The 22,206-nt window shown below is 43.4% G+C and carries 9 protein-coding genes, 2 tRNA genes and 7 pseudogenes; 5 read left to right on the forward strand and 13 right to left on the reverse strand.

Going from position 1 to position 22,206, the window contains the following annotated elements:
- Positions 1-111 precede the first annotated feature (111 nt).
- Positions 112-1,326 carry an IS256 family transposase gene (locus NXX38_RS15125; protein ID WP_258980034.1) on the forward strand — a complete coding sequence of 405 codons (1,215 nt, stop codon included), beginning with the start codon at positions 112-114 and terminating at the stop codon, positions 1,324-1,326.
- A gap of 146 nt (positions 1,327-1,472) precedes the next feature.
- On the opposite strand, the pseudogene NXX38_RS15130 reads toward NXX38_RS15125, so the two are convergent.
- Positions 1,473-3,041, reverse strand: a pseudogene (locus NXX38_RS15130) (VapE domain-containing protein); the annotation flags it as partial.
- Positions 3,042-3,044: 3 nt separating this feature from the next.
- On the opposite strand from NXX38_RS15130, the pseudogene NXX38_RS15135 reads away from it, so the two are divergent.
- Positions 3,045-3,293: pseudogene (locus NXX38_RS15135) on the forward strand (N-acetylmuramoyl-L-alanine amidase); the annotation flags it as partial.
- 55 nt (positions 3,294-3,348) lie between these two features.
- On the opposite strand, the pseudogene pflA reads toward NXX38_RS15135, so the two are convergent.
- The 3 genes and pseudogenes from pflA to NXX38_RS15150 form a co-directional block, all read right to left on the reverse strand.
- A pseudogene (gene pflA, locus NXX38_RS15140) lies at positions 3,349-4,078 on the reverse strand (pyruvate formate-lyase-activating protein).
- Positions 4,079-4,095: 17 nt separating this feature from the next.
- Complete coding sequence (gene pflB / locus NXX38_RS15145; RefSeq protein ID WP_258980035.1) at positions 4,096-6,324, reverse strand: formate C-acetyltransferase; 2,229 nt, start codon at positions 6,322-6,324, stop codon at positions 4,096-4,098.
- 178 nt (positions 6,325-6,502) lie between these two features.
- Positions 6,503-9,626 (reverse strand): annotated as a pseudogene (locus tag NXX38_RS15150) (ATP-binding protein).
- 241 nt (positions 9,627-9,867) lie between these two features.
- Here NXX38_RS15150 and NXX38_RS15155 point away from each other — a divergent pair.
- Both NXX38_RS15155 and NXX38_RS15160 read left to right on the forward strand, forming a co-directional pair.
- Positions 9,868-9,952: transfer RNA gene (locus NXX38_RS15155), tRNA-Ser, on the forward strand.
- 238 nt (positions 9,953-10,190) lie between these two features.
- The gene (locus tag NXX38_RS15160; RefSeq protein WP_118308522.1) at positions 10,191-11,156 is read left to right on the forward strand and encodes a CfxA family broad-spectrum class A beta-lactamase; all 966 of its coding nucleotides are present in this window, start codon (positions 10,191-10,193) and stop codon (positions 11,154-11,156) included.
- Positions 11,157-11,258: 102 nt separating this feature from the next.
- Here NXX38_RS15160 and NXX38_RS15165 read toward each other — a convergent pair whose 3' ends face one another.
- From NXX38_RS15165 to NXX38_RS15195, 7 genes and pseudogenes are all read right to left on the reverse strand, one after another.
- Complete coding sequence (locus tag NXX38_RS15165) at positions 11,259-12,662, reverse strand: hypothetical protein (RefSeq protein ID WP_004292946.1); 1,404 nt, start codon at positions 12,660-12,662, stop codon at positions 11,259-11,261.
- A gap of 225 nt (positions 12,663-12,887) precedes the next feature.
- Positions 12,888-13,844 carry a toprim domain-containing protein gene (locus tag NXX38_RS15170; RefSeq protein ID WP_004319668.1) on the reverse strand — a complete coding sequence of 319 codons (957 nt, stop codon included), beginning with the start codon at positions 13,842-13,844 and terminating at the stop codon, positions 12,888-12,890.
- 214 nt (positions 13,845-14,058) lie between these two features.
- Positions 14,059-15,136 (reverse strand): annotated as a pseudogene (locus NXX38_RS15175) (AAA family ATPase).
- A gap of 14 nt (positions 15,137-15,150) precedes the next feature.
- Complete coding sequence (locus NXX38_RS15180; protein ID WP_004292949.1) at positions 15,151-15,459, reverse strand: DUF3853 family protein; 309 nt, start codon at positions 15,457-15,459, stop codon at positions 15,151-15,153.
- Positions 15,460-15,682: 223 nt separating this feature from the next.
- A pseudogene (locus NXX38_RS15185) lies at positions 15,683-16,721 on the reverse strand (hypothetical protein).
- A gap of 5 nt (positions 16,722-16,726) precedes the next feature.
- Positions 16,727-18,025 carry a YhcG family protein gene (locus NXX38_RS15190; protein ID WP_004292951.1) on the reverse strand — a complete coding sequence of 433 codons (1,299 nt, stop codon included), beginning with the start codon at positions 18,023-18,025 and terminating at the stop codon, positions 16,727-16,729.
- A gap of 67 nt (positions 18,026-18,092) precedes the next feature.
- Positions 18,093-19,377 (reverse strand): annotated as a pseudogene (locus tag NXX38_RS15195) (phage integrase SAM-like domain-containing protein).
- 386 nt (positions 19,378-19,763) lie between these two features.
- On the opposite strand from NXX38_RS15195, the gene NXX38_RS15200 reads away from it, so the two are divergent.
- Positions 19,764-19,851, forward strand: a tRNA-Ser gene (locus NXX38_RS15200).
- Positions 19,852-19,943: 92 nt separating this feature from the next.
- On the opposite strand, the gene nuoE is transcribed toward NXX38_RS15200, so the two are convergent.
- Complete coding sequence (nuoE, locus tag NXX38_RS15205) at positions 19,944-20,420, reverse strand: NADH-quinone oxidoreductase subunit NuoE (RefSeq protein ID WP_117935149.1); 477 nt, start codon at positions 20,418-20,420, stop codon at positions 19,944-19,946.
- 19 nt (positions 20,421-20,439) lie between these two features.
- Complete coding sequence (locus NXX38_RS15210; protein ID WP_117935148.1) at positions 20,440-22,206, reverse strand: NADH-dependent [FeFe] hydrogenase, group A6; 1,767 nt, start codon at positions 22,204-22,206, stop codon at positions 20,440-20,442.

The raw sequence follows: 22,206 nt of genomic DNA on the forward strand, positions 1-22,206 counted from the left end.
ACTAAAAAATCACCCGCACTACAATCATTTGTAATGCGGGTGAACGGAGAATGTAATTTAAACTGTGTCAGGAAAGAAAAAAGAATTAACTTTGCTAACACAGTTTTTTTTATGAACGAAGAATTTGATTTTGAAAGTATTAAGAACAAGGCTCTCGAACAACTTAAATCGGGTAAATCCTTGTTAGGTAAAGATGGTGCTTTTGCTCCTCTTTTAGAAAGTATTCTTAACGCCGCCTTGGAAGGTGAGATGGATGCGCATCTTAGTCCAACAGAGCGTGAAGAGGGTAATCGCCGTAATGGCAGGATGCATAAGCAGGTTCAAACTCCCTTAGGGGAGGTTACTGTTTCCACTCCCCGTGATCGTAATTCCAGCTTTGATCCTCAGTTTATAAAGAAGCGTGAAACGGTTCTTGCGGAGAGCGTTTCTGATCGTATTATCGGTTTGTATGCTTTGGGTAACAGTACGCGTCAAATCAGTGATTGGATGGAGGAAAACTTAGGTAATCGTGTATCTGCCGATACAATCAGTTCAATCACCGATCGTGTACTTCCGGAAATAAAGGCTTGGAAGTCTCGCAGTCTTGATTCTGTTTACCCCATTGTTTTCATGGATGCTATTCATTATAAAGTAATGGATGATCGCGGTCAGTCTGTCAGCCGCGCTATCTATAATGTTTTGGGAATAGACTCGGAAGGTCATAAAGAACTTTTAGGGATGTATATTGCTCATAGCGAAGGCGCTAATTTTTGGTTGTCCGTCCTTACGGATCTTCAGAATCGTGGTGTGAAGGATATTCTGATAGCTTGTGTAGATGGCCTGAAAGGTTTTCCTGATGCTATTGCGAGTGTTTATCCTGATACTACTGTCCAACTTTGTATTGTCCACCAAATTCGCAACTCCATCAAATACGTAGCCAGCAAGAATCAAAAGGAATTTATGAAAGACCTTAAACTTGTTTACAAAGCTGTAAGCAAAGAAACAGCTGAAATGGAACTGGATAATTTGGATAAGAAATGGGGAAAACTTTATCCTATTGTGATAAAATCATGGAGGGATAATTGGGAACGGCTATCTGCGTATTTCCAATTTACTCAAGGTATTAGAACACTTATCTACACTACTAATACTGTTGAAGGATATCATCGGCAGATTCGTAAGGTTACCAAAAACAAGGGCATATTCCCTACGGATACAGCCCTTGAAAAATTGGTTTATCTTGCTTACCGGAACGTACGTAAAAAGTGGACTATGCCTATTGCTAATTGGGCTATAATTGCACAACAATTAGCAATTAAATTTGGAGAACGATTGATTTTAATCTAATTTTGTCGCTCGTCGGGACGGGTGGTCCCGCCCCTTGCCGCTGGGCGTTCCCCGACCGAAGAGATTTTAGAGAAAAGAAGGCTTGACACAGTTTATTTTACGCTCCCGGTGAACGATTTTAAAAGGGCGTTATTAGACAGCCCCTTTTATGCTAACTCTGTCTTTTTATCCGTGTAGCCTGTTCTGTTTGACTTTACTTGTTCCGTATCAATGATATATACGGCATATCTTCTCCCGTTTCTTCCCCTTTTAAACTCAAAATTATACTTTGCCATTATTTTGCCAATCTGAATTTTCGACCCGGTGGAATATTGATAACCGGTACGTTCACGAATTAACTCGGCAATCTCACTGACAGTGAGGTAAAGTACCTTATCAAACCGTTCCGGTTTGCGAACGTGTGTGAGTACCAATTCCTCTTCCGGTGAATGGAATACGAAATCCTCGTTATTCGCCTCAATCCGTTGATTTTCCTCTTGCGTGAACCAATACTGATAGCCCGGCTTATGGAGCAGATACTTTATCTGCGCATACAACTGTGTATAATTGATTTCGATAAACTTGATAGAATCGGCATGAAAACACAGGAAACGATGATTACCTGTGGTATCGTGCAGTACTTTCTGATAGTTGCACGTTCCGGCAAAAGAAGCGGTGTGAGGGAAATTCTGCGAACGGCGCGCATACGGCAGACGGATACTAATCACTTTACGGGTGACCAAATCCTTTAACGTGTTCAGGTCGCGCCCGCTCATTCCCTCGAATTCGTCGAGGTTGATAAGCATTGCTTGCGCTATTTTTGCCAAATCATCTTTATTATTCGGGTTGATAAGGCCGGTAGAGAGATAAGCGTGCAGTTCGGGGGGCAGCAGATTATTGATAAATGTTGTTTTTCCGATATTCTGTATCTCGCTGCATAGTAAAAGCACCGTGTGGTTTACGATTTCATCTTGGGTGGCGGCAGCACACATACCTACCAGATAACGCTCCAGAAACTCTGTCCAAAAGTTCTGATGATTGGTGCGGACACTATTGGCCAAAATACGGATATAATCCGTCCCGTCCCATTCGGGCAATGAATCAAAATACTCGCGGATGGGGTGATAACTTACACTGAAATCAGAGTAAATTAAATTTTGAATCATTTTCACGTTGCAGGTGTAACCTGGTTCGTTTATCTCCGCCCAAATACTGTTCTCCACCATATCATCCAGGATGTGAAAAAGCTCCGGTTGTTCCGTGTCGGAAACCTTTCGGCGATATTCCATGATGTGAAGTAATTCGTTATAACGGGTTTCGTAAAATTCGCTGATATGTTGTTCTATTTGCAGAATCCGTTTTTGCGTAGTATTCAACTTGCGCGTGTTGAACTCTTCTGTATATGTAAAAGCACTGGCAATCAACGAATCCATTTCGTTTGCAGGGAGGTCGGTAAACTGGCTTTTGATAAATGCCGTCGCTTCTTCTTCGGGGATGCCGTGCCGGTTGTATGTACAAGCAAGACGATGCAGGTAATTGTTCTGGTTTCCGATGACGTATTTTTCGGATTTATTATGATAATAATTCAGAGTCACCATTAACGCGGCGTGCGAAGAATGATAGTTGAGTGCTGTTTCTTCACTCACCGGGTGACTGCCTTGTGTTGTTTCCTGTTTTTTCTTTTCGGATACTTTCCTCTTCTTTTGCGATTTGTAAAACATAGGCGGCTGATCTACCATAATGCAACTAGTTTGGGAGTGTGCTATGAGGATGGTCTGGATGAGAACGGAAAGGCGGTGGACACGCGTACTCCCTGCCAGAAAGAGGCTTTGCACTCTTTGGTACACGAATTGTTGTAGCGTTATCCCGAAGCGAAAGTAGTGGGGCATCGGGACTTGAGCCCGGGCACCAATTACAACGGAATCATCGACCCGTGGGAACGGATCAAAAAATGTCCCTGTTTCGAAGTGAAAGCCGAAATGATTTGAGAATTAACTATGCAGCGTGACAGTGCGCAGCCAACTCTCAACTGTCAACTCTCAACTAATTAACTACTACCGTAGCGAAGTACTCTTTAAATACCTTCGCAGCTTTTTCAAGTTGTTCGGGGGTATTTTCTTTTACGTCTTTCAGCTTGTATTCCTGCTCCATCGCTTCCATACTTATGTACGCCTAATGTGTGATAAGGCAGGATTTCCACTCGTTGCACCATCTTATATTTTCCCAGAGCCTCTCCTAAACGGCGGATGTCTTCCTCGAAATCGCTGTAGCCGGGCACTAATACATAACGCAGCCAGAAAGGTTTCTCGTTTTCTTCCAGCCATGCTGCCGTGCGGATGGTTTGCTCGTTGCTTCTTCCGGTCAGTGCCTGATGGCGTGCAGGATTGAATTCTTTAATATCTAGCAATACAAGATCGGTCAGACGGAAAAGCTCTTCTACATCTTCGTTCCAAATGCCGCCGTTGCTGTCTATGCACACATGAATTCCTTTCTCTTTCAGCTCACGAACCAGTGGGACGAGTGCCTTTGCCTGAAACGTCGGTTCTCCTCCGGAGAAAGTAACTCCTCCACGCTTTCCGAAGAAAGGACGCTGGCTCATTGCCATGCGGACAATCTCTGCCGGTGGGGTAGGCGTGCCGCCTTTGCCGGCTATCGTGTCGGGATTGGCGCAATACAGGCAACGGAAGTTGCAACCTTGAAGAAAAACGACGAGCCGTAAGCCCGGCCCGTCGAATGTTCCCATACTTTCGTATGAATGTACGTTTATCGTCATATAGAGTAAATAGATTGTTACATACGTTCGTGGAAGCTACGGCTGATAACCTCCAATTGATGTTCGCGGCTCAACTTCACGAAGTTTACGGCATAACCGGAAACACGGATGGTAAGCTGCGGGTATTTTTCCGGATGTTCCATGGCATCATACAGCATATCACGGTTCAGAACGTTTACATTCAGGTGGTGAGCACCTTTGGTGAAGTAACCGTCCATCATGGTAACCAGATTCTCGATGCGATCTTCCGCAGTAGCTCCCAGTGATTTAGGAACGATAGAGAAAGTGTTACTGATACCGTCCTGTGAATCGCGGTAACGTAATTTTGCTACGGAACTCAAGGAAGCGATGGCACCGTTCTTGTCGCGTCCGTGCATCGGGTTGGCTCCCGGAGCAAAAGCGACGCCTTTGGCACGTCCGTCGGGAGTAGCACCTGTCTTCTTGCCATACATCACGTTGGAAGTGATAGTCAGCAATGAAAGAGTCGGACGGGCATTCTTGTAAACCGGAAGTTTCTTCAGTTCTTCGCTGAAGAAATATACCAGGTCAACACCCAGATGGTCTACCTTGTCGTTGTCATTACCGAAGCAAGGGAATTTGCCTTCGATGTCGAAGCCTTCAGTGAGACCGATGTCGTTGCGACGTGCGGTTACTTTGGCATATTTGATGGCCGACAGTGAATCGAGTGCGATAGAAAGTCCGGCTACACCGTAAGCAAGATTAATGCGTGGGTTGGTATCTACAAGTGCCATTTGGGCTTTCTCGTAGTAATACTTATCATGCATATAATGGATGATGTTCATCGCTTCGTTGTAAACACGGGCGATTTCGGTCAATACTTTCTTGTAGTTGTCCATTACTTCCTCAAATTTCAGCGTATCACTGGTCAATACGGGAATGTTTTTCACCATAACTGTACCGGTGTTTTCACAACGTCCGCCGTTGATGGCGAGCAACAGGGCTTTCGCAAGATTGCAGCGTGCGCCGAAGAACTGGATTTGTTTACCGATTTCCTGGTAAGATACGCAGCAGGCAATTCCATAGTCGTCCGACTGGCGTACTTCGCGCATCAAGTCGTCGTTTTCGTATTGGATGGATGAAGTGTCAATGGAAACTTTAGCACAGAATTCCTTGAATCCTTCCGGCAGTTCCGGGCTCCATAGTACGGTCAGGTTCGGTTCCGGTGAAGGGCCGAGGTTGTACAGTGTTTGCAGGAAGCGGAATGAAGTCTTTGTCACCTTGGTACGTCCGTCGTTGAGGCGTCCGCCCAGAGATTCGGTTACCCATGTCGGGTCACCCGCAAAGATATCGTTGTAGGATTGCATACGCAGGTGGCGCACCATACGCAGTTTGATGACAAACTGGTCGATCAGCTCCTGTGCGAAAGATTCGGTGATGGTTCCTTTGCTCAATTCATATTCCATATAAATGTCGAGGAACGAAGAGACGTTACCCAGTGACATGGCAGCGCCGTCTTGTTCTTTTACGGCAGCAAGGTATGCCATGTAAACCCATTGTACGGCTTCTTGTGCCGTGTAAGCGGGACGGCTCAAATCGAGTCCGTAGTATTCGCCCATTACCTTCATGTCTTTCAACGCCTTGATTTGTTCTGCCACTTCTTCGCGCAGGCGGATACGGGCGTCGGTCATCGGACCGGTGAGGTTGCGTAAGTCTTCTTTTTTGGCTTCAATCAGTCGGTCGATACCATAGAGGGCCATGCGGCGGTAGTCGCCGATGATACGTCCGCGGGCGTAGTTGTCAGGAAGTCCGGTGAGGAATCCCAAAGAACGGAACGAGCGGATTTCTTCGGTATATACGTCGAATACTCCGTCGTTGTGTGTCTTGCGGTAGTGGGTGAAGATATCTTTTACGCGGTCGTCCACCTCTACACCGTTTTCGTGGCAGGCTTTGCTCACTACATTGATACCTCCGAAAGGTTTGATGGCACGTTTCAGAAGCTCGTCTGTCTGTAAGCCGACAATCAGTTCGTTTTCTTTGTCGATGTATCCGGCTTTATGAGAAGTGATGGTTGAGACGGTGACATTATCCAGTGAGCGTACCCCATTATTGGCTCTTTCTTCTGCCAGTGCTTCGAGGCAGCGGTTCCACACGGCTTTTGTGCGTTCAGTAGGTCCTTCGAGGAAAGAAGCATCTCCATAATACGGAGTGATGTTATGACTTACGAAATCTCTGACGTTGATTTCAGTGCTCCAAAGACCGTCTTTAAAGATCTTGTTTAATTCCATAAATGATAAAATTAGAGGTTGTAGTTATCCTTTTCTTTAGAGCGCACAAAGTTACAATGATTTTTCATATAATCGGCATAAATATGCTCTATTTTATGCTTTTCAACATAAAATACCTAGATATTGCTATTCTTTGGAAATGACCTTTCCCCGACTGTACGAAACGATTGTTTCCGGTCTACATAAAAGTGATATGTTTCATCAGTATGGAGGTGATTTGCCCTTTCAGTTGATTGGCATTGATGGGCTTGGGCATATAAGCGTCAAATCCGTTTTCCATCACTCTCTGCTCGTCCGAAGCATAGGCAAAGGCGGTGACGGCTATGATGGGAACCCGTTTGGAGTATTTCCGTATCTCTTTGGTTGCCTCGTATCCATCCATCACGGGCATGTTGATATCCATCAGGATGAGCTGCGGGTTATGTTCTCTAAATAGGCTTACTGCTTCCTCTCCATTCCAGGCATGTAGTAAATTGTAGTCCTTTTTAAGAATGGATTCTATCAGACGGTAATTACTTCCATGGTCTTCCGCCACCAGGATCGTGATTTTTTGCTTCTTTATCTTTACCGGTTCTGTTGTTACTTCCTGCTGCGGAGCTTCGAGCGCGGGACGGTAGGGGAGGGTGAACCAAAAAGTGGAACCCTCTCCGGGGGGTTGAGCATACACTGATTTCACCTCCCATTTGCTGAACAAGAGTTTGGCAAATCGAAAGTCCCAGTCCTGTTCCTTGTGCGAAAGTGTTCAGTTTGACAAAGCGTCCGAATACACTTTCTTGCTTGTCTTCCGAAATGCCGCAGCCGGTATCAGTCACATAGAAATAGAGCTGTTTGTTATCACGTATTTGGTAGCCTATACGAATGTTACCTGTTTCTGTAAATTTGATGGCGTTTGTTACCAGATTAATGATAATCTGTGAAATGCGGTTGCGTTCGGCATGAATATAACATTCCGGTAACGGAGTTTCGAGAGTGAGTGTGACTTGTTTGTCGGGGGACAGTTTCAGGCGTAATGAACTTTCCAGCTCGGTCATTACACCATTCAGTTCAAAGTCTGTGTAGGCAAACTCCATGGTACCGGCTTCAATCTTTGAGAGATCAAGGATGTCACTGATAAGTTGTAAAAGCAGGGTATTGTTATTTTCGATGATGCTGACATATTCCCGTTTCTCTTCTTCTTCCTCGGTGGAAGCCAGTATTCCGGAGAAACCGACAATTGCATTGAGCGGTGTGCGGATCTCGTGGCTCATGTTGGCAAGGAAAGCCGATTTGAGTCGATTGGACTCTTCCGCGCGGTTTTTAGCGGAAATCAAATCGTTTTCCATGCTCTTCCGGTCGGTAATGGTCAGCGAGGAACCTACTAAAGTGAGTGGCTGTCCGTTTTCGTCATAACTTTCTACAGCTACCTGTGCCTCTATCCAGTCAGTATGGTTCACACCGTCCACTTCTTTGATGATACGGTATTCCACCTTTGCTTTTCTAGTATGTTTGGTGATTAGGCTTGCATAGGCTTCTTTTACCTTGGGAAGGTCTTCTTTATGTATTTTTGTAAAATACTGTTCGTCGGATATATAAAGCTGTTCATCACTTATTTCTGTATTCTCATTGCCGGTGACGGCGGTTCTGTTTACATCATACTGTATGGTATGTGTCTTTAAATCCCATTTCCAGGGGATGATATTGGCAATATCGAGTGCCATGGATAACTTGTGGTTGATAGAACGCATTTGCATCTGGGCATGGTGCAACTCTGTGCTGTCCATACAGAATATATGCATGAATCGTCCGTCGTCACTGGCATTTACTACTATGTCATAAAAAGTGTCGATCTCTTTATAATAGTAGGAAAAAGTGATGGAACGTTTTTCTGCTAGGGAGATATTCATGAAATGTAGAAACTGCGGCAGTGATTCCGGAAATATTTCGCTTCCCCGCTTACCGATAACTTTCTGTTTTTCGAAAAATCTCTTCTCGAAATGTTGGTTTACGTCTATATATATTGTGTCTACAATCCGTCCGTCCTCATCTTTTATAAGTTCTTCCGCCATGTAAAGAATTGGCATACTATTGATAATGTTATAATACTTGCCAGTACTTTCTAATGCTTTGTGCTGGACACGCTTCATTCTTTCGAGTGTGCGTACTCGGTAATATTGGAAGCCTAACAGCAGCAGAATGAACAGGCAGCTTGTTCCGATGATCGCATATTCGTATTTCTCCCACAAAGTGGGAGGTGCATCATAGAAAATTGTATTTTGGGGACAATTTTTTGGATCGAGTTTGCGGTGGAGTAATGACTGATAATTGAATACGGGAGTAGCATTTCCGGCATTATAGATAGGGATATAACGGGGTTGTTTTCCGTGGATAATCTCTTTGATGGTGGTTAACATCCGGTTAATATACTCTTTTTCATCATAGATATAGCCACCGATAATTCCTCCTTCTTCCTGAATACCTACTCTTCTGAATGAAAAAAGAGGTACGGATGAAGTGGCGATAATACGATGGGAGTTACTAGTCATTACAAGATTTTCTTCATAGTCTTTTTTTCGTAACCAGGAAGAAAACAAAAATCCGGTAGTGAGAGGATTCTGTTTGCGGAGAATGGTGAAAAGACTGTCGGTAGAGGTGTTTTCTGCAGAAATAAACTGATATTCCAAGTCCGGATGCTTCTTCCTGATCGTTGCGGAAAGGTCATAATCGTTCTGCTGGCATGTGTATGTACCATCACCGATATAAATGACTTTATTCATTTGCGGAATGAGCTGCTTCATGAGTTGCAGATTCTCTTCGATATACAGATTGGCGTACAACATGGTCAAGTTCATCGTCTTTTGTAGGTCGCTGATAGGTATACGCTGTTGCGGAGCCAGTGCATGAGCCTGAATGATAAGGCTGTCCGGACCTGTATAATCCCGCTCGCCACATAGCAACATAGGAATGTCCGGCCATATCTTATTGAGGTTGTCGCAGAAAACGAAACTGGCATTCCCCACAAATACCACCATTTTGGGAGGAGACGAAGGTAACATCTCGCAGATACTTGCTTCGAATTTATCCACCTCTTTGGCGTTTTGCAATGCGAACATATTCAGATATATAGTATATGCTCCTATGGTGCTGTCTTGTGAAGCCATGGTGACAATCGGAGTGATGAAGCTGTTGCTCCAGGGATTGGAGTCTGCATAAGCGCTGATGACCAGAATCTGGTCGAGGTCTTTTTTAGGGGTACTACCTACTGATAGAAGAGTGTGTGTGAGTAGGCATAAAAAAATAATACTAGTCTTAAATATACTTCCCATACTGCTTTTTCGCTTATTGTTTATTTTGTTGTGAAAACGAGGCGAAGATATGCATAAAATGTAAATATGCAAAGGAAAATGAGAATTAATTAGTAACGGACTATAGAGTTGTTTTGCCAGCTTTATTTTCTGCCCTGATTTTATTTTTCGTAAATTTTGTCCTAAAAATATTTGCGTATCAAAAAAAGAGTTGTACCTTTGCACCGCTTTTAACGAAAAGCACTTCTGATAAAGAGGTTTTGGAGAGGTGGCAGAGTGGTCGATTGCGGCGGTCTTGAAAACCGTTGTACTGCGAGGTACCCGGGGTTCGAATCCCTGTCTCTCCGCAATAAACGCTGAAAATCAGCAAATTATAAAACAAACACCCAGTTTTATACCCAAGAATGTAAAGTTGGGTGTTTTTATTTTATTTAAGACGAATCATATTCGCTCGGAAAATAATTTGATAAAAAACAGAACAAACGAAAAAAACAACCAATTCATTTTCCGTAAGATTTCGTATCTTTGCAGTAAATAATAAATCAGGGTCTGTCATGATAATATATAATGTTTAAAAATCGTAGTATGAAAAAAAGTAGAAGAAAACGCCTTGTAATTTTGTGTATAGCTTTAGTTTGTATCATAGTTTTAGTTTTTTTATTGTTCTCTAAATCAACTTCTAATAATAGTACAAATCCACCTTTGACAGATGTTTTGACTGATAGCATTTCTCGGATAGTATCAGCTTGTCCTGGTGAAATTGGAGTGGCAATTATTATTAATAACACAGATACAGTTAAAGTTAATGATAAGAGTGTATATCCTATGATGAGTGTATTTAAGGTTCATCAGGCATTAGCTCTTTGCAATGATTTTGATAACAAAGGGATTTCACTTGATACCTTAGTAAAGATAGATAGGAATAGACTTGATTCAAAGACTTGGAGTCCTATGATGAAAGATTATTCCGAGTTGGTTATATCATTAACCGTGAGAGATTTACTTCGTTATACTATTGCTCAAAGTGATAATAATGCAAGCAATCTGATGTTTAAAGATATGGTCAATGTTGCTCAAACTGACAGTTTTATAGCCACACTTATTCCTCGTTCAAGTTTTCAGATAGCTTATACAGAAGAGGAAATGTCGGCTGACCACGATAGGGCTTACTTTAATTATACATCTCCTCTTGGTGCCGCAATGTTGATGAACCGTTTGTTTACCGAAAGTATTGTCAGTGGTGAGAAGCAAAGTTTCATTAAGAATACATTAAAAGAATGTGTGACAGGTACAGATAGAATAGTCGCTCCGCTTCTTGATAAAGAAAGGGTTTCTATTGCACATAAGACGGGTTCTGGTTGTGTCAATGAAAATGGTATTCTTGCAGCTCACAATGATGTTGCCTATATATGCCTGCCTAATAATGTCTGCTATACTTTAGCGATATTTGTTAAGGATTTCAAGGGTAATGAATCACAAGCATCACAATATGTTGCGCATATATCAGAGGTCGTATATTCTTTATTAATACAAAATTCGGCAATTCCTTAAGTTGCGTTTACTTTGAAGCTTCAATGGTAAACATTATATAATTTATACAATATAAAAGCACTTCGTAACTATCAGAGTGCTTTTATATTGTCTTTTTTTCTATTATAACTTGAATCCTCTACTTTTTCTTGGTTCTTCCGTTGGTTGTCGCAAACCTTGCCGAAGTTTCTCCCATTGCTCTTTGAACCATTCGCTTATCGGTTGCCTGTTTATGGTCAGTACAAGTTTGCTATCATCGGTCGGATTCTTCTCCACCTTGAAGATGTTGTTTTTGATTTCAAACTTTCTTCTATGTTCCTCGGAATAAATCTTGCCATTACATTGGATAGCTTCTTTCCTTGTCAAAAGACAATCTATCATATCTTTGGTAAATCCAATGACAGCGCAGAGTTTTTCCATTCTCAACATTTCTCTAAGCATCGGAAACCACTTGAATGCCTTTTCAAGCAGAGTGTTCAATCGTGATATTTCCCTGTCTTTGGCTTCAAGTTCTTGGTTGTGTATGCTCTGAAGATTGCGTATCTGTTTGCCATGTCGCTCTTGCATTTCCTGCATTTGGATTTTGAGGGTGTCAATACCTTTGTCTCGTTTGGCAATCTCTTGGTGCAAATCTTCATTAGTTCGCTCCAGCTCTTTCATCTTTCCACTTCCGAAAAGAGAACCAACTCCGCTTGCTATGGCGGTGGCTGCATTGGTGGCTGTTTTCTTTAGCTTGTCAGTGCGTATTTCTGATTTCACCTGTTTCAGTTCCTGTTCAGCAAGACCTATCTGTTCTTCTTTGTGCCGTTTTGCAGCATCCATGCGTTGCAGTTCGGCTCTCTGCTTTTCAATGATGAAATCATTTCGTTCCAAATGTTCCTTTCCGGTCTCGGATTTAGATTGCCCACGTTGCATGGAGAGGATGTCAGATGCCAAAGTCTGCATTTCCATCATATCGTCATCATTGAGCTTTTGGCTCTTGCCCGTGTCGTGGTTCATCCAGTCGAATACGATATGGGCATGATAATTCGGCTTAAACCACTTTTCACCGACTTGGAAACTCTCCCTATCCCCGGTTTTGGGTTGTCCACTAAGCCAGTGTCCCTCGTCCTTATGCAGGAAGATTTGGAGCGGTGTAATACCCCAGCGTCTCTGGCACTCCTCACCAAACTTTCGTACATCTGCCAGTGTTGTATCTGGTCTGATGAGCAATACTCCCTCACGGATTGGAGAACATCCAGCCACTTTTATAATCTTTCCATTCTTTCCCTTGCGCTCACGCTCCTTTTCCTGCATCGCTCGTCCGGTCTTTTCCTTGACCATCCGTTTGATGCTGTCATAGTGCGCCTGCAGGTCAGGACTGCCGAAGCCCGGGTTTATCCACTGCTCGTTATTGGAAGTCAGTTCGGGTACAATGTAGATTCTGGACTCGCCGATATTGCGCATGTACTCGGCAGTTCTCCGGTTATGAGCCCCGCTTGATGTCACTCTGCAGGGTTTGATATGTATGCTTGATTTTGTTGCCATATTCTTAAAATTTGATTTGGATTGTTGATGAAATCTTCTGTTGTCCGCTCATAACCGCACAGGGTTCTTAGGGGTGCAACCCATAAGCGGAGATTGCAAAGAGAGGGGCACTCTTTGCTCGGGGTTCTTAGGGGAGAAACGCCCTGAGTGGGTCATTAGGGCAAAGCCCTAATCCCCCTCGGGAGAGCCCACAACTACGAAAGCGAAGCGTGTAGTTATAGTGGGCTATAACCGAAAGCCGTTTTTCTTTTTCGGTGGTTGGCTGCGCACCCCTTTTGCAGATTGAACTTGCCTGTTTCTTTCAGTCTGTTTCTGTAAGTATTCGTTCAAGTCCTTGCATCCGCTGTATGTCTGCGAAGCGTCACGGATGTATAAGTCCCTGCCGTATTCCTTATAGATTTGCTGCATGGCTTCCATTCCTGCACGGTCATTGTCAAAGAAACAGTGGATGCGCTCATAGCTTCCCAACGGATAGATTGCTTTGGAAACATTGGCTACTGAGTTCAACACCATATAATCTTGCCTGTCCAGTTCGGGATATTTCGGGCAATTCTCCAATCTCAAAGTAAGAAATGAAAGATAGTCCATAAATCCCTCAAACACATAACATGTTTCCCTCGCTGTTCCCGGCTGTTTGATATGAGAAATCTCTTTCGGTGCGATGCATCCCTTGAAATACTGGTTGCGGATTTCATACCCACCCGACACATTGGGAAAGGCGATGGCGAAATACCGTTTGCCATTATGGGTGAAGTGCGCTTCACTGCATTCTCTTTTCGCCATTGCAATGTTTATTCCCCTTTCCTGCAAATAAGCAAGCAGGGCAGGAGAAGAAAGCGGTACAATCTCCAGTTGTTGAAAACTTGGCTCGGAAGATGATTGCTTGCCAAAAGAAAAAGACACGGGGCGAATACGGGGTGTCTGTTCTTCGATTTTTTGCAAGAGGTAAGGCACATGGTCGGAACAATAAAGTTCCTGTGCCAGTGCGATGATATTCCCACCTTTGCCGAGTGCAAAATCATACCATTGGTTACGTTCTGTATTTACCTTGAACGATGCTTCCGTTTCTTCCCTTAGTGGTGACTTATACCACAGGTTTATGCCCTGTTGTTTGACGGGTGAAAATCCTAAACTGTGCAGATAATCCGCTATTTTGATTTGTTTCGCTGTCTGTATATCCATAAGACGATAGGTTTAATGATAGTTGAATTGGTTTATTTTCTCTTTTCGCCCGTACCTCTTTATGAAGTACGGTCTGTATAATCACTTCACTTTATTTTCGTATATATAGAGTACGGTAATAAAGTGAAGCGGTTTTGCCACATTTCGCAACCACTTCGCTTTATCCCTAATATATAGACCCCCGGAATAAAGTGAAGCGATTGCAAGGTGTGGGCTAATAGTGGAAGTCGGGCATGAACGTGTACTTTCTGCCGTTCTCCTGCACTATCATTCGTTTGTTCCGAAGCATGGTGATGAGCGATACCGCCTTTTTGTGGTTCAACTTTACCCCCCACAGACACATAAGTCTTAATTAAGGTGTCCTCCAGTTCCTTGTAGCCATATTCCTCTTTCAGCCCGAAAACTGCTTCCAATGCGATGCGGTGCTGCTGTTCGGTGATATGCCTGTAAGGGTCGAACTTTTCCTCTTCCGGTCTTCCCGGTTTCTTGGTTTCGGGCTTGTAACCCTCCAACAGTTCAGGTATGGCATTGTCATTGATGCGAAATGAAAAAGGCTCGAAGTCCATTGCCCGTATGTGCATGGCTGAAACATTGCTTATATCTCCATTGCTCTTGTCCTTTTCCACAAGAAGGACAGTTTCAGCCTTGTTGTTCAGTTCCGTACCGATATGCCCCCTTGCGTTCTCATCGCCCTTGTTTTGGTGGAGTATCGTGTGGATATGTATCTGCCTGTCGTCCGTCCACTGCATCAGCTTTGATATGATGCGTGTCGATTCACCGGGGCTGTTGATGTCATATACCATGTCACGGATGCCGTCTATGATTACAAGCCCTATGTCAGGCGTATTGTAAATAGCCTGCTCTACAATCCTGATACGCTGTTCGGGCGTGTATTTCCTCAAAGCAAGAAATTCCAGATGCTCATTGTCCCTGTCATCTGGAAGCCCAGCCATCCGTAAAATACGTTTCATGACTTTCAGACAATGATAAGGACTTTGTTCCGTGTCCACATACAGGATTTTCCGTTTCTCTTCGGGTAGTTCCGCCACATATCTTAGCACTGTACCATTCTTCAATGCTGCCGCCACGATAGCCGACACATTGAAAGTCTTTTTGCTTTTGGCTTTGCCGATTGATGCACTGAAATTACCCAGTGTACCAATGACCGAACCTTGCACTTTTAGAATCTCAGGTGCTTTCTCATAGATTTTCGACAGGCTCAGGCGTGAGGCTTGCCAAAGGATTACGGCTTCTTCCGCCGATATTTCTTTTATATCTTTCATATAATCCATAAGTACACCTCCCGTTATTTTCGTCCTCCGGTTTTCTTTCCAGCCAGTTCAAGGGCAAGTTCCGCATCCACGATAATCTTGCGCCCTATTTGCGTAATGGCTTTGTCTATCTTTCCGCTTTTCTTTATACGGTTGGCGGTAGGCAGACTGCACCCGAACAATTTGGCAATGCCAAGTATTCCGTACACATACTTTCTTTCTGTGTCCGTAACGGGCTGTGGCTGCGCTTCCGTTTGGTTGGAAGCGTACTTGCTTAGAAATATGAACTCTTCGCCTGTCATCTGCCAGACGGGTTTTAATAATAACTCTTGAAGATTTGTCATCGTCCAATCTATTTAGTCGTTAAACAATCAGCCCTGCGCACTGGCTGTTATTTCTGTTCTCGAACGATGCAAAATTAGGTATGGCTGTAAGTGGTAAGGATGTGGATAATACAAATGGGATACTGCGCTATCTCATTAAATATCAGACAATAAAAATACCACTCAAAAATTAATTTGAGTGGTAAAAGTGGTAATTTCGTAGAATGTCAGGTTATATCACGAATTATCCGAATATGCTTTCCATTTCCTTTGCGAATTTCTGGTTGCTGTCACTCGGAAAATCGGAAACAGGTTCTTTGTATTTCGACCTGTAATAGCTCTCGTCAATATCCAACAATTTTAATATTTGGCTTCTCCATTCATCCCTGTATTGCTTGGATAGTTTCTCGCTCATCAGGAATATCAGGTAACACACCCGTATCTTTTCCCTTGCCTTGATTTTTAGTTTATTCTTGCAGGGGTACAGGTTTATATTGGCATAGAAATCCGCTATGGTAATGGCTTCGAACTGTTCCCCGACACAGGTTTCATGAATGGGCGAAAGCTGCTTCCATGTCAAAATATTCATGTTGTCCCTCCGGGCTATTCTGTACTTCTTCTTGTTCGTTTTGCTTGACTGGTTCATCCTGCTGTTTTTCTTCCCTATCATTAGGAAGGTACTTTTTTAGGACTTCCATAAAAAGAAGACTTAGGCGGTAAACATTGCCGGAAAGGTTTTCTATATATTGAAAAGCCTCTTTCCTGTCTTGCTTTTGCAGTTCATAAAGTTTATCCAATTCTTTCTTTTCCTTGTCGTATTCAGCCTTGCAGCGTTCATATTCCTTTTCTGCCTGTATTTCTTCTTCGTCCGTATGCTCCCGAAAACCAATGAAATCATATCTGTGGTATGCGTCATTCAAAGGCTCGTGCAACTTGGTGGTAATCTCCAACTGGTCTTTAATTGCAGAATTATGCCTGTCTGCGTAGTGAAAACACACACGCTTTATGACGTCATCATTCAGCGGTTTTGTTTCATAAGCCCGTATATTTTTTTCTATTTCGATTTTCAGACTATTGAGAATCAATGTGTATTGTTCTTTCTGCTTGTCAAGTACCAGTTCAAGGATAGCGGCTTCAAAAGCCTTTGTATCATTGTGCTGCCTGTAAAAGTCGGTGATGAATTTCTGCTTGTCAAAAGAAAAAGCATAATTGGTTACCCAATCATTATATATTCTATTGAGTTCTCCATATTGGGGAATCAGTTTGTTTATTTCTCCTGCCATAGACTTCAATTTTGGGGATTATTGTCCTTGTCAAGGAAAGATGCCAGTTCTTCTTCCACCTCTTCCACACTTGGCAAAGCTGATTTCAAGTTTTCGGGTATAGCCTTGCTCAGTTGATAATCGCTGATGCCTATCGGTTGGTCGTAGCCTGTCAATGCGTATTGTGCTACCACCTCATCTTTTCCTTTGCACAGCAACAGCCCGATAGTCTTGTTGTCATTTTTTCCCCTCAGTTTGTCATCCACCACATTGATGTAGAAATTCAGTTGCCCTGCATACTCCGGTTTGAATGGAGTAGCTTTCAGTTCTACAACAATGTATGCGTGTAGCGGAATAGAATATAGAATCAAGTCGGCAAAGAAATCACTGTTACCTATTTGAAAATGCTTCTGCCGGGCGACAAAGGCAAAACCATTGCCCATTTCCAACAAATAACGGGTAACGTGCTTTACCAGCTGCTCTTCTATGTCCCTTTCGTCTGCCTTTTCTTTCGCTCCAGCCAAATCGAAGATGTACGGGTCTTTCAATAGGTAATTGGCAAGGTCGCTTTGTGGTGCTGGAAGTGTGGCTGTGAAATTGTTTACCTTGTTGTTGTTGATTTGTCTGTTATATAGGTTGTTTTCAATTTGCATTTTCAGCACATTGCTACTCCAGCCCATTTCTACAGCCTGTTTCATATACCAATATCCTATGCCTAACGGTAACGAACCGTTAAGTATGACCATTTGGCTTGCCCAGTTTATTTTGGCAACAGGGGATTTCAGGAAAACTTTTTCTATTTCCCTAATCTCCATCCTGTAAATGGCAGAAACTGTTTTCTCCACATCCTGAATTTGCGCAGGAACTTCCTGCGTAATTTCTAAAGATTGACAATCAGCGGATTGTATTTGCGCAGTAAGTTCCTGCGTAAATTGTCCGTTGTTCAGTTTCAATACTTCATCTGTAACATTCTGTATGCTTGGAACAGACAGCCTTGTGTCTGTATCAATGAAACTTCGTAGCACGTTCAACGGATATGACCGTGCAAATTGGCACATATAAGTAAGGTTACGCTCCGAATAACCTTTCTTTTCGGGGTAATTGAACCGGATAGCCTTTGCCAGTTGCTTGATGATTTTGCTTCCCCAGCCTTGCAAGTTCTGATGATACAGGATATAGTTGCCCATTTTCCAGTAATGGAACAGCATTTGCGCATTGGCTGCGGCAATCAGCCGGACTTGCGCCTGTTCTATTTCCGAACCGACGGCATGAACAAATGCGTCAAAGTCCGTTCTTCCTATATGATATTCTCTGTTATTTTCCATTCTAATGTTTATTGTTGTCGCAAATATAATTCAAATAGCTGATAATCTATGAAACTGATTGATACTTTTATAGTTGGTTAAACTTGTTCATGGCATTTGCCTTAATATCATCCGCTATGTCAATATAGGGTTTCATGGCTTTATAGTCACTGTGCCCCGTCCATTTCATCACGACTTGTGCCGGAATACCGAGAGCCAGCGCATTACAGATGAATGTTCTTCTTCCTGCATGGGTGGTTAATAATGCGTATTTCGGGGTGACTTCATCTATACGTTCATTTCCTTTATAATATGTTTCCCGTACAGGCTCGTTGATTTCAGCCAGTTCCCCCAGTTCTTTCAGATAATCATTCATCTTCTGATTGCTGATAACAGGCAGTGCCATGTGGTTTTCAAAATGGACTTCCTTGTATTTTTCGAGTATGGTTTTACTGTGGTCGTTCAGTTCAATTATCAGGCTGTCTGCCGTTTTGACTGTGGTAACTTCGATGTGGTCGGGTTTCACATCGCTTCTTTTCAGATTACGAACATCTGAATATCGCAGGCTTGTGAAGCAACAGAACAGAAAAACATCCCTGACACGTTCCAGATATTGTTTGTCTTTCGGTATCCGATAATCTTTCAGCCTGTTCAATTCGTCCCAAGTCAGGAATATCACCTTTTTAGAGGTGGTTTTCAATTTGGGCTTGAAAGTGTCGTATGCAATATTCTGATGATGCCCTTTCTTGAAGCTCCAGCGCAGAAACCATTTGAGGAATCCCATCTGTTTGCCGATGGTGCTGTTCCTCATATCCTTTTTTGTCACGCAGGAAATTTACATACTCGTTCAAGCCGAACTCGTTGAAGTATTCAAAGGTTACATCTTCCTTGAACTCTTTGAGGTGGTTTTTCACTGCTGAGAATTTCTCGTAGGTGGATGCCGTCCAGTTATTCTGATTGCCACACTCCTTTACAAACTCATCGAATACTTCCCAAAAACTTATTTGTGTTTCTTCCTGCTGCTCTTCGCTGGTGTCTTTCATCCGCAGGTTGAACGCATCCTTTAGCTGTTGGGTGGTCGGTATGGTTTCCTGTACCTCAAACTCCTTGAACACGTTTTGAATCTCGGCATAATATTTCAGCAAGTCCGCATTGATTTCGGATGCGCTTTGTTTTAGTTTGTTGGTGCATCCGTTCTTTACCCGTTGTTTGTCGGCATCCCATTTGGCTACGTCAATCCGGTAGCCTGTTGTAAACTCGATGCGTTGGCTTGCGTATATGACACGCATACGGATGGGTACGTTCTCTACGATTGGCACACCGTTCTTTTTCCGGCTTTCCAATGCAAAAATGATGTTACGTTTGATATTCATAATTGGGTGCGTTTGAAATTCTACACCCAAATATACACCCAATATTTGGAATAGCAAAAGATATTCAGAAAGATTTAGATTTACTCTGCGCTTTAGATAGTATATGATTATCAGTGATTTGCAATTTTATGATATTTCTTGAAAGCATAGGTTCGAGAGCCTGTCTCTCCGCTCAAAAAACTTAAGGCAATAAAAAAGTCCTACATGACATATTATCATGGCAGGACTTTTTTTATTTCTCTCCCTATTCGAATATATTACCTTGAATTTAAATAAGTAGATGTATAAATCTTTTCAATAAAAGTCTGAATATAAAAAATATTGCATTATTCTTCTCAAATATTTGCGAGTTACGGAAACTTCCTGTACTTTTGCGCCCCGAACAAGGAGAGGTGCTCGAGTGGTTGAAGAGGCACGCCTGGAAAGCGTGTATACCCCTAAAGGGTATCACGAGTTCGAATCTCGTTCTCTCCGCTTTTTTTTAGTGTTATTTGAAATTTGTAAAAGCGACTGTTTTGAATAATCAAAGCAGCCGCTTTATTTTTTATATAGAAACGTTTGAGCGTTTATTCCAATTCTTCAATAATCTTCTTTACATCTACCGGTTGCAGGCGTCCGTACACCTTTTCGCCGATCATCACTACCGGAGCCAGTCCACAGGCGCCTACACAGCGCAGACAGTCTAATGAGAATTTTCCGTCCGGAGTCGTATCTCCTACTTCGATACCCAATACACGTTTGAACTCTTCCAGCAATTTTTCAGAGCCACGTACATAGCAGGCTGTACCCATACAAACAGAGATGGGATGTTTCCCTTTGGGAGTCATGGTAAAGAAAGTATAGAAAGTGACCACACCATACACTTTTGATACGGGAATTCCGAGTTTGGAAGCGATAATCCGTTGCGTCTCCTCGGGTAAATACCCTTGCAGATGCTGTGCCTCGTGTAAAATATTGATAAGTTCGCCCGGGTTATTTCCATGTTTGTCGCAGATCGTTTTGATTTGCTCTGCCATGTCACAGGCTAGTTTGATATCTGACATAATACTCTTCATTTAAAAGTTAATCAATCGCTTTGTTGAAATAATGCGTATGCAGGAGAGTTTCTGATTTCTCACCCAGCGGTTTGCCGAGATAATCCTCGTACAATGTCTTGATATACGGATTCTCGTGCGATTTGCGCAAAGGTTTGTTGGCGTCTTCGCGGTAAAGTGCGTTAGCGCGTGCATAGAGTATTTCCGAGTTGCCGTGATGCAAAGGCTGCCCGCCGCCACCGATACAGCCTCCGGGGCAAGCCATAATTTCGATTACATGATATTCGTTGTGCCCGTTCCGTATATCTTCCAGTAGATGACGAGCGTTGCCTAGTCCGTGTGCGATGCCTACTTTTAATTCAAATCCGTTTAGGTTAATAGTAGCACGACGAACACCGCTTAGTCCGCGTACTTGTTCGAAATTTACATTTTTCAGAGGTTCTCCGGTATAGATTTCATAGACAGAACGGAGAGCGGCTTCCATTACGCCACCTGTTGTTCCGAAAATGACACCGGCACCTGTCGATTCACCCATCGGGTTGTCGAATGGGCTATCCAGTACGAGAGGGAAGCCGATATTGGCACGTTTAATCAGTCGTGCCAGCTCACGGGTGGAAATGGAATAGTCTACATCGGGGATACCGTTCACTTTGAACTCATCACGGGCACATTCGTACTTTTTAGCCAGACAAGGCATGATAGATACGACTACCAGCTTTTCTCTGGGTATGCCCATTTTCTCCGCCCAATAGGATTTGGCGATGGAACCGAACATCTGTTGTGGGGAGCGGGCGGTAGACGGAATGTCCAACATATCTGGGAAATGATGTTCGAAGAAGTTGACCCATGCCGGACAACAGGAGGTCAGGATAGGTAACCGCACGGATTTATCTCCGTTGAGATAACGTGTCAATCGGTTCAGAATTTCAGAACCTTCTTCCATAATGGTAAGATCCGCTGCAAAATCCGTGTCAAATACATAGTCGAATCCCAGTTCGCGAAGCGCATATACCATTTTCCCGGTTACCAGAGTGCCGGGAGGAAATCCGAATTCTTCACCTAGGGCAGCCCGTACGGCAGGTGCGGTCTGCACAATCACTACTTTGTCCGGATTAGCCAGATCGTCGAGCAGACGGTTGGTGTAGTCACGTTCCGTTAATGCGCCTACGGGACAGACAGCCACACACTGACCGCAGTAAGTACATTCACTTTCCGTCATCATTCGGTCGAAAGCGGGAGCGATGGTGGTGTTGAAGCCGCGACGGATGGCTCCCAATGCTCCGACAGTCTGTACATCATTGCAAACACTTTCACAACGGCGGCAGAAGATGCATTTATCCATATTACGGACGATAGAAGCAGTAATTTCCCGCTTACGGGGGGACAGCTCACCACCATTGAAAGGCATTTCGCGAATATTGAAACGCAGTGCCAACGTTTGAAGTTCGCAGTTGCCGCATTTAGGGCAAGTGAGACAGTCATTGGGATGATCCGAAAGGATCAGTTCGGCTACCACTTTACGGGCGTTCATTACGCGCAGGGTACTGGTTTTTACCACCATGCCCTCCGTGCAACGGGTAGCGCAGGCAGGAGCCAGGTTGCGTCGTCCCATCACTTCAACCACACAAATACGGCAGGAAGCCGGATTATTTTTTATACAGGTTCCTTTCAAGTCGATATGACACAGCGTAGGTATATTGATACCGATTTTGATAGCGGCCTCAAGAATGGTGCTTCCCTCGGGCACAGTGATGAAATGACCGTCTATCTGGAGAGTAATTTGTTTTTCTTCCAT

It is taken from the genome of Bacteroides sp. BFG-637 (genome assembly GCF_024793605.1).
Classification (GTDB): Bacteria; Bacteroidota; Bacteroidia; order Bacteroidales; family Bacteroidaceae; genus Bacteroides; species Bacteroides vicugnae.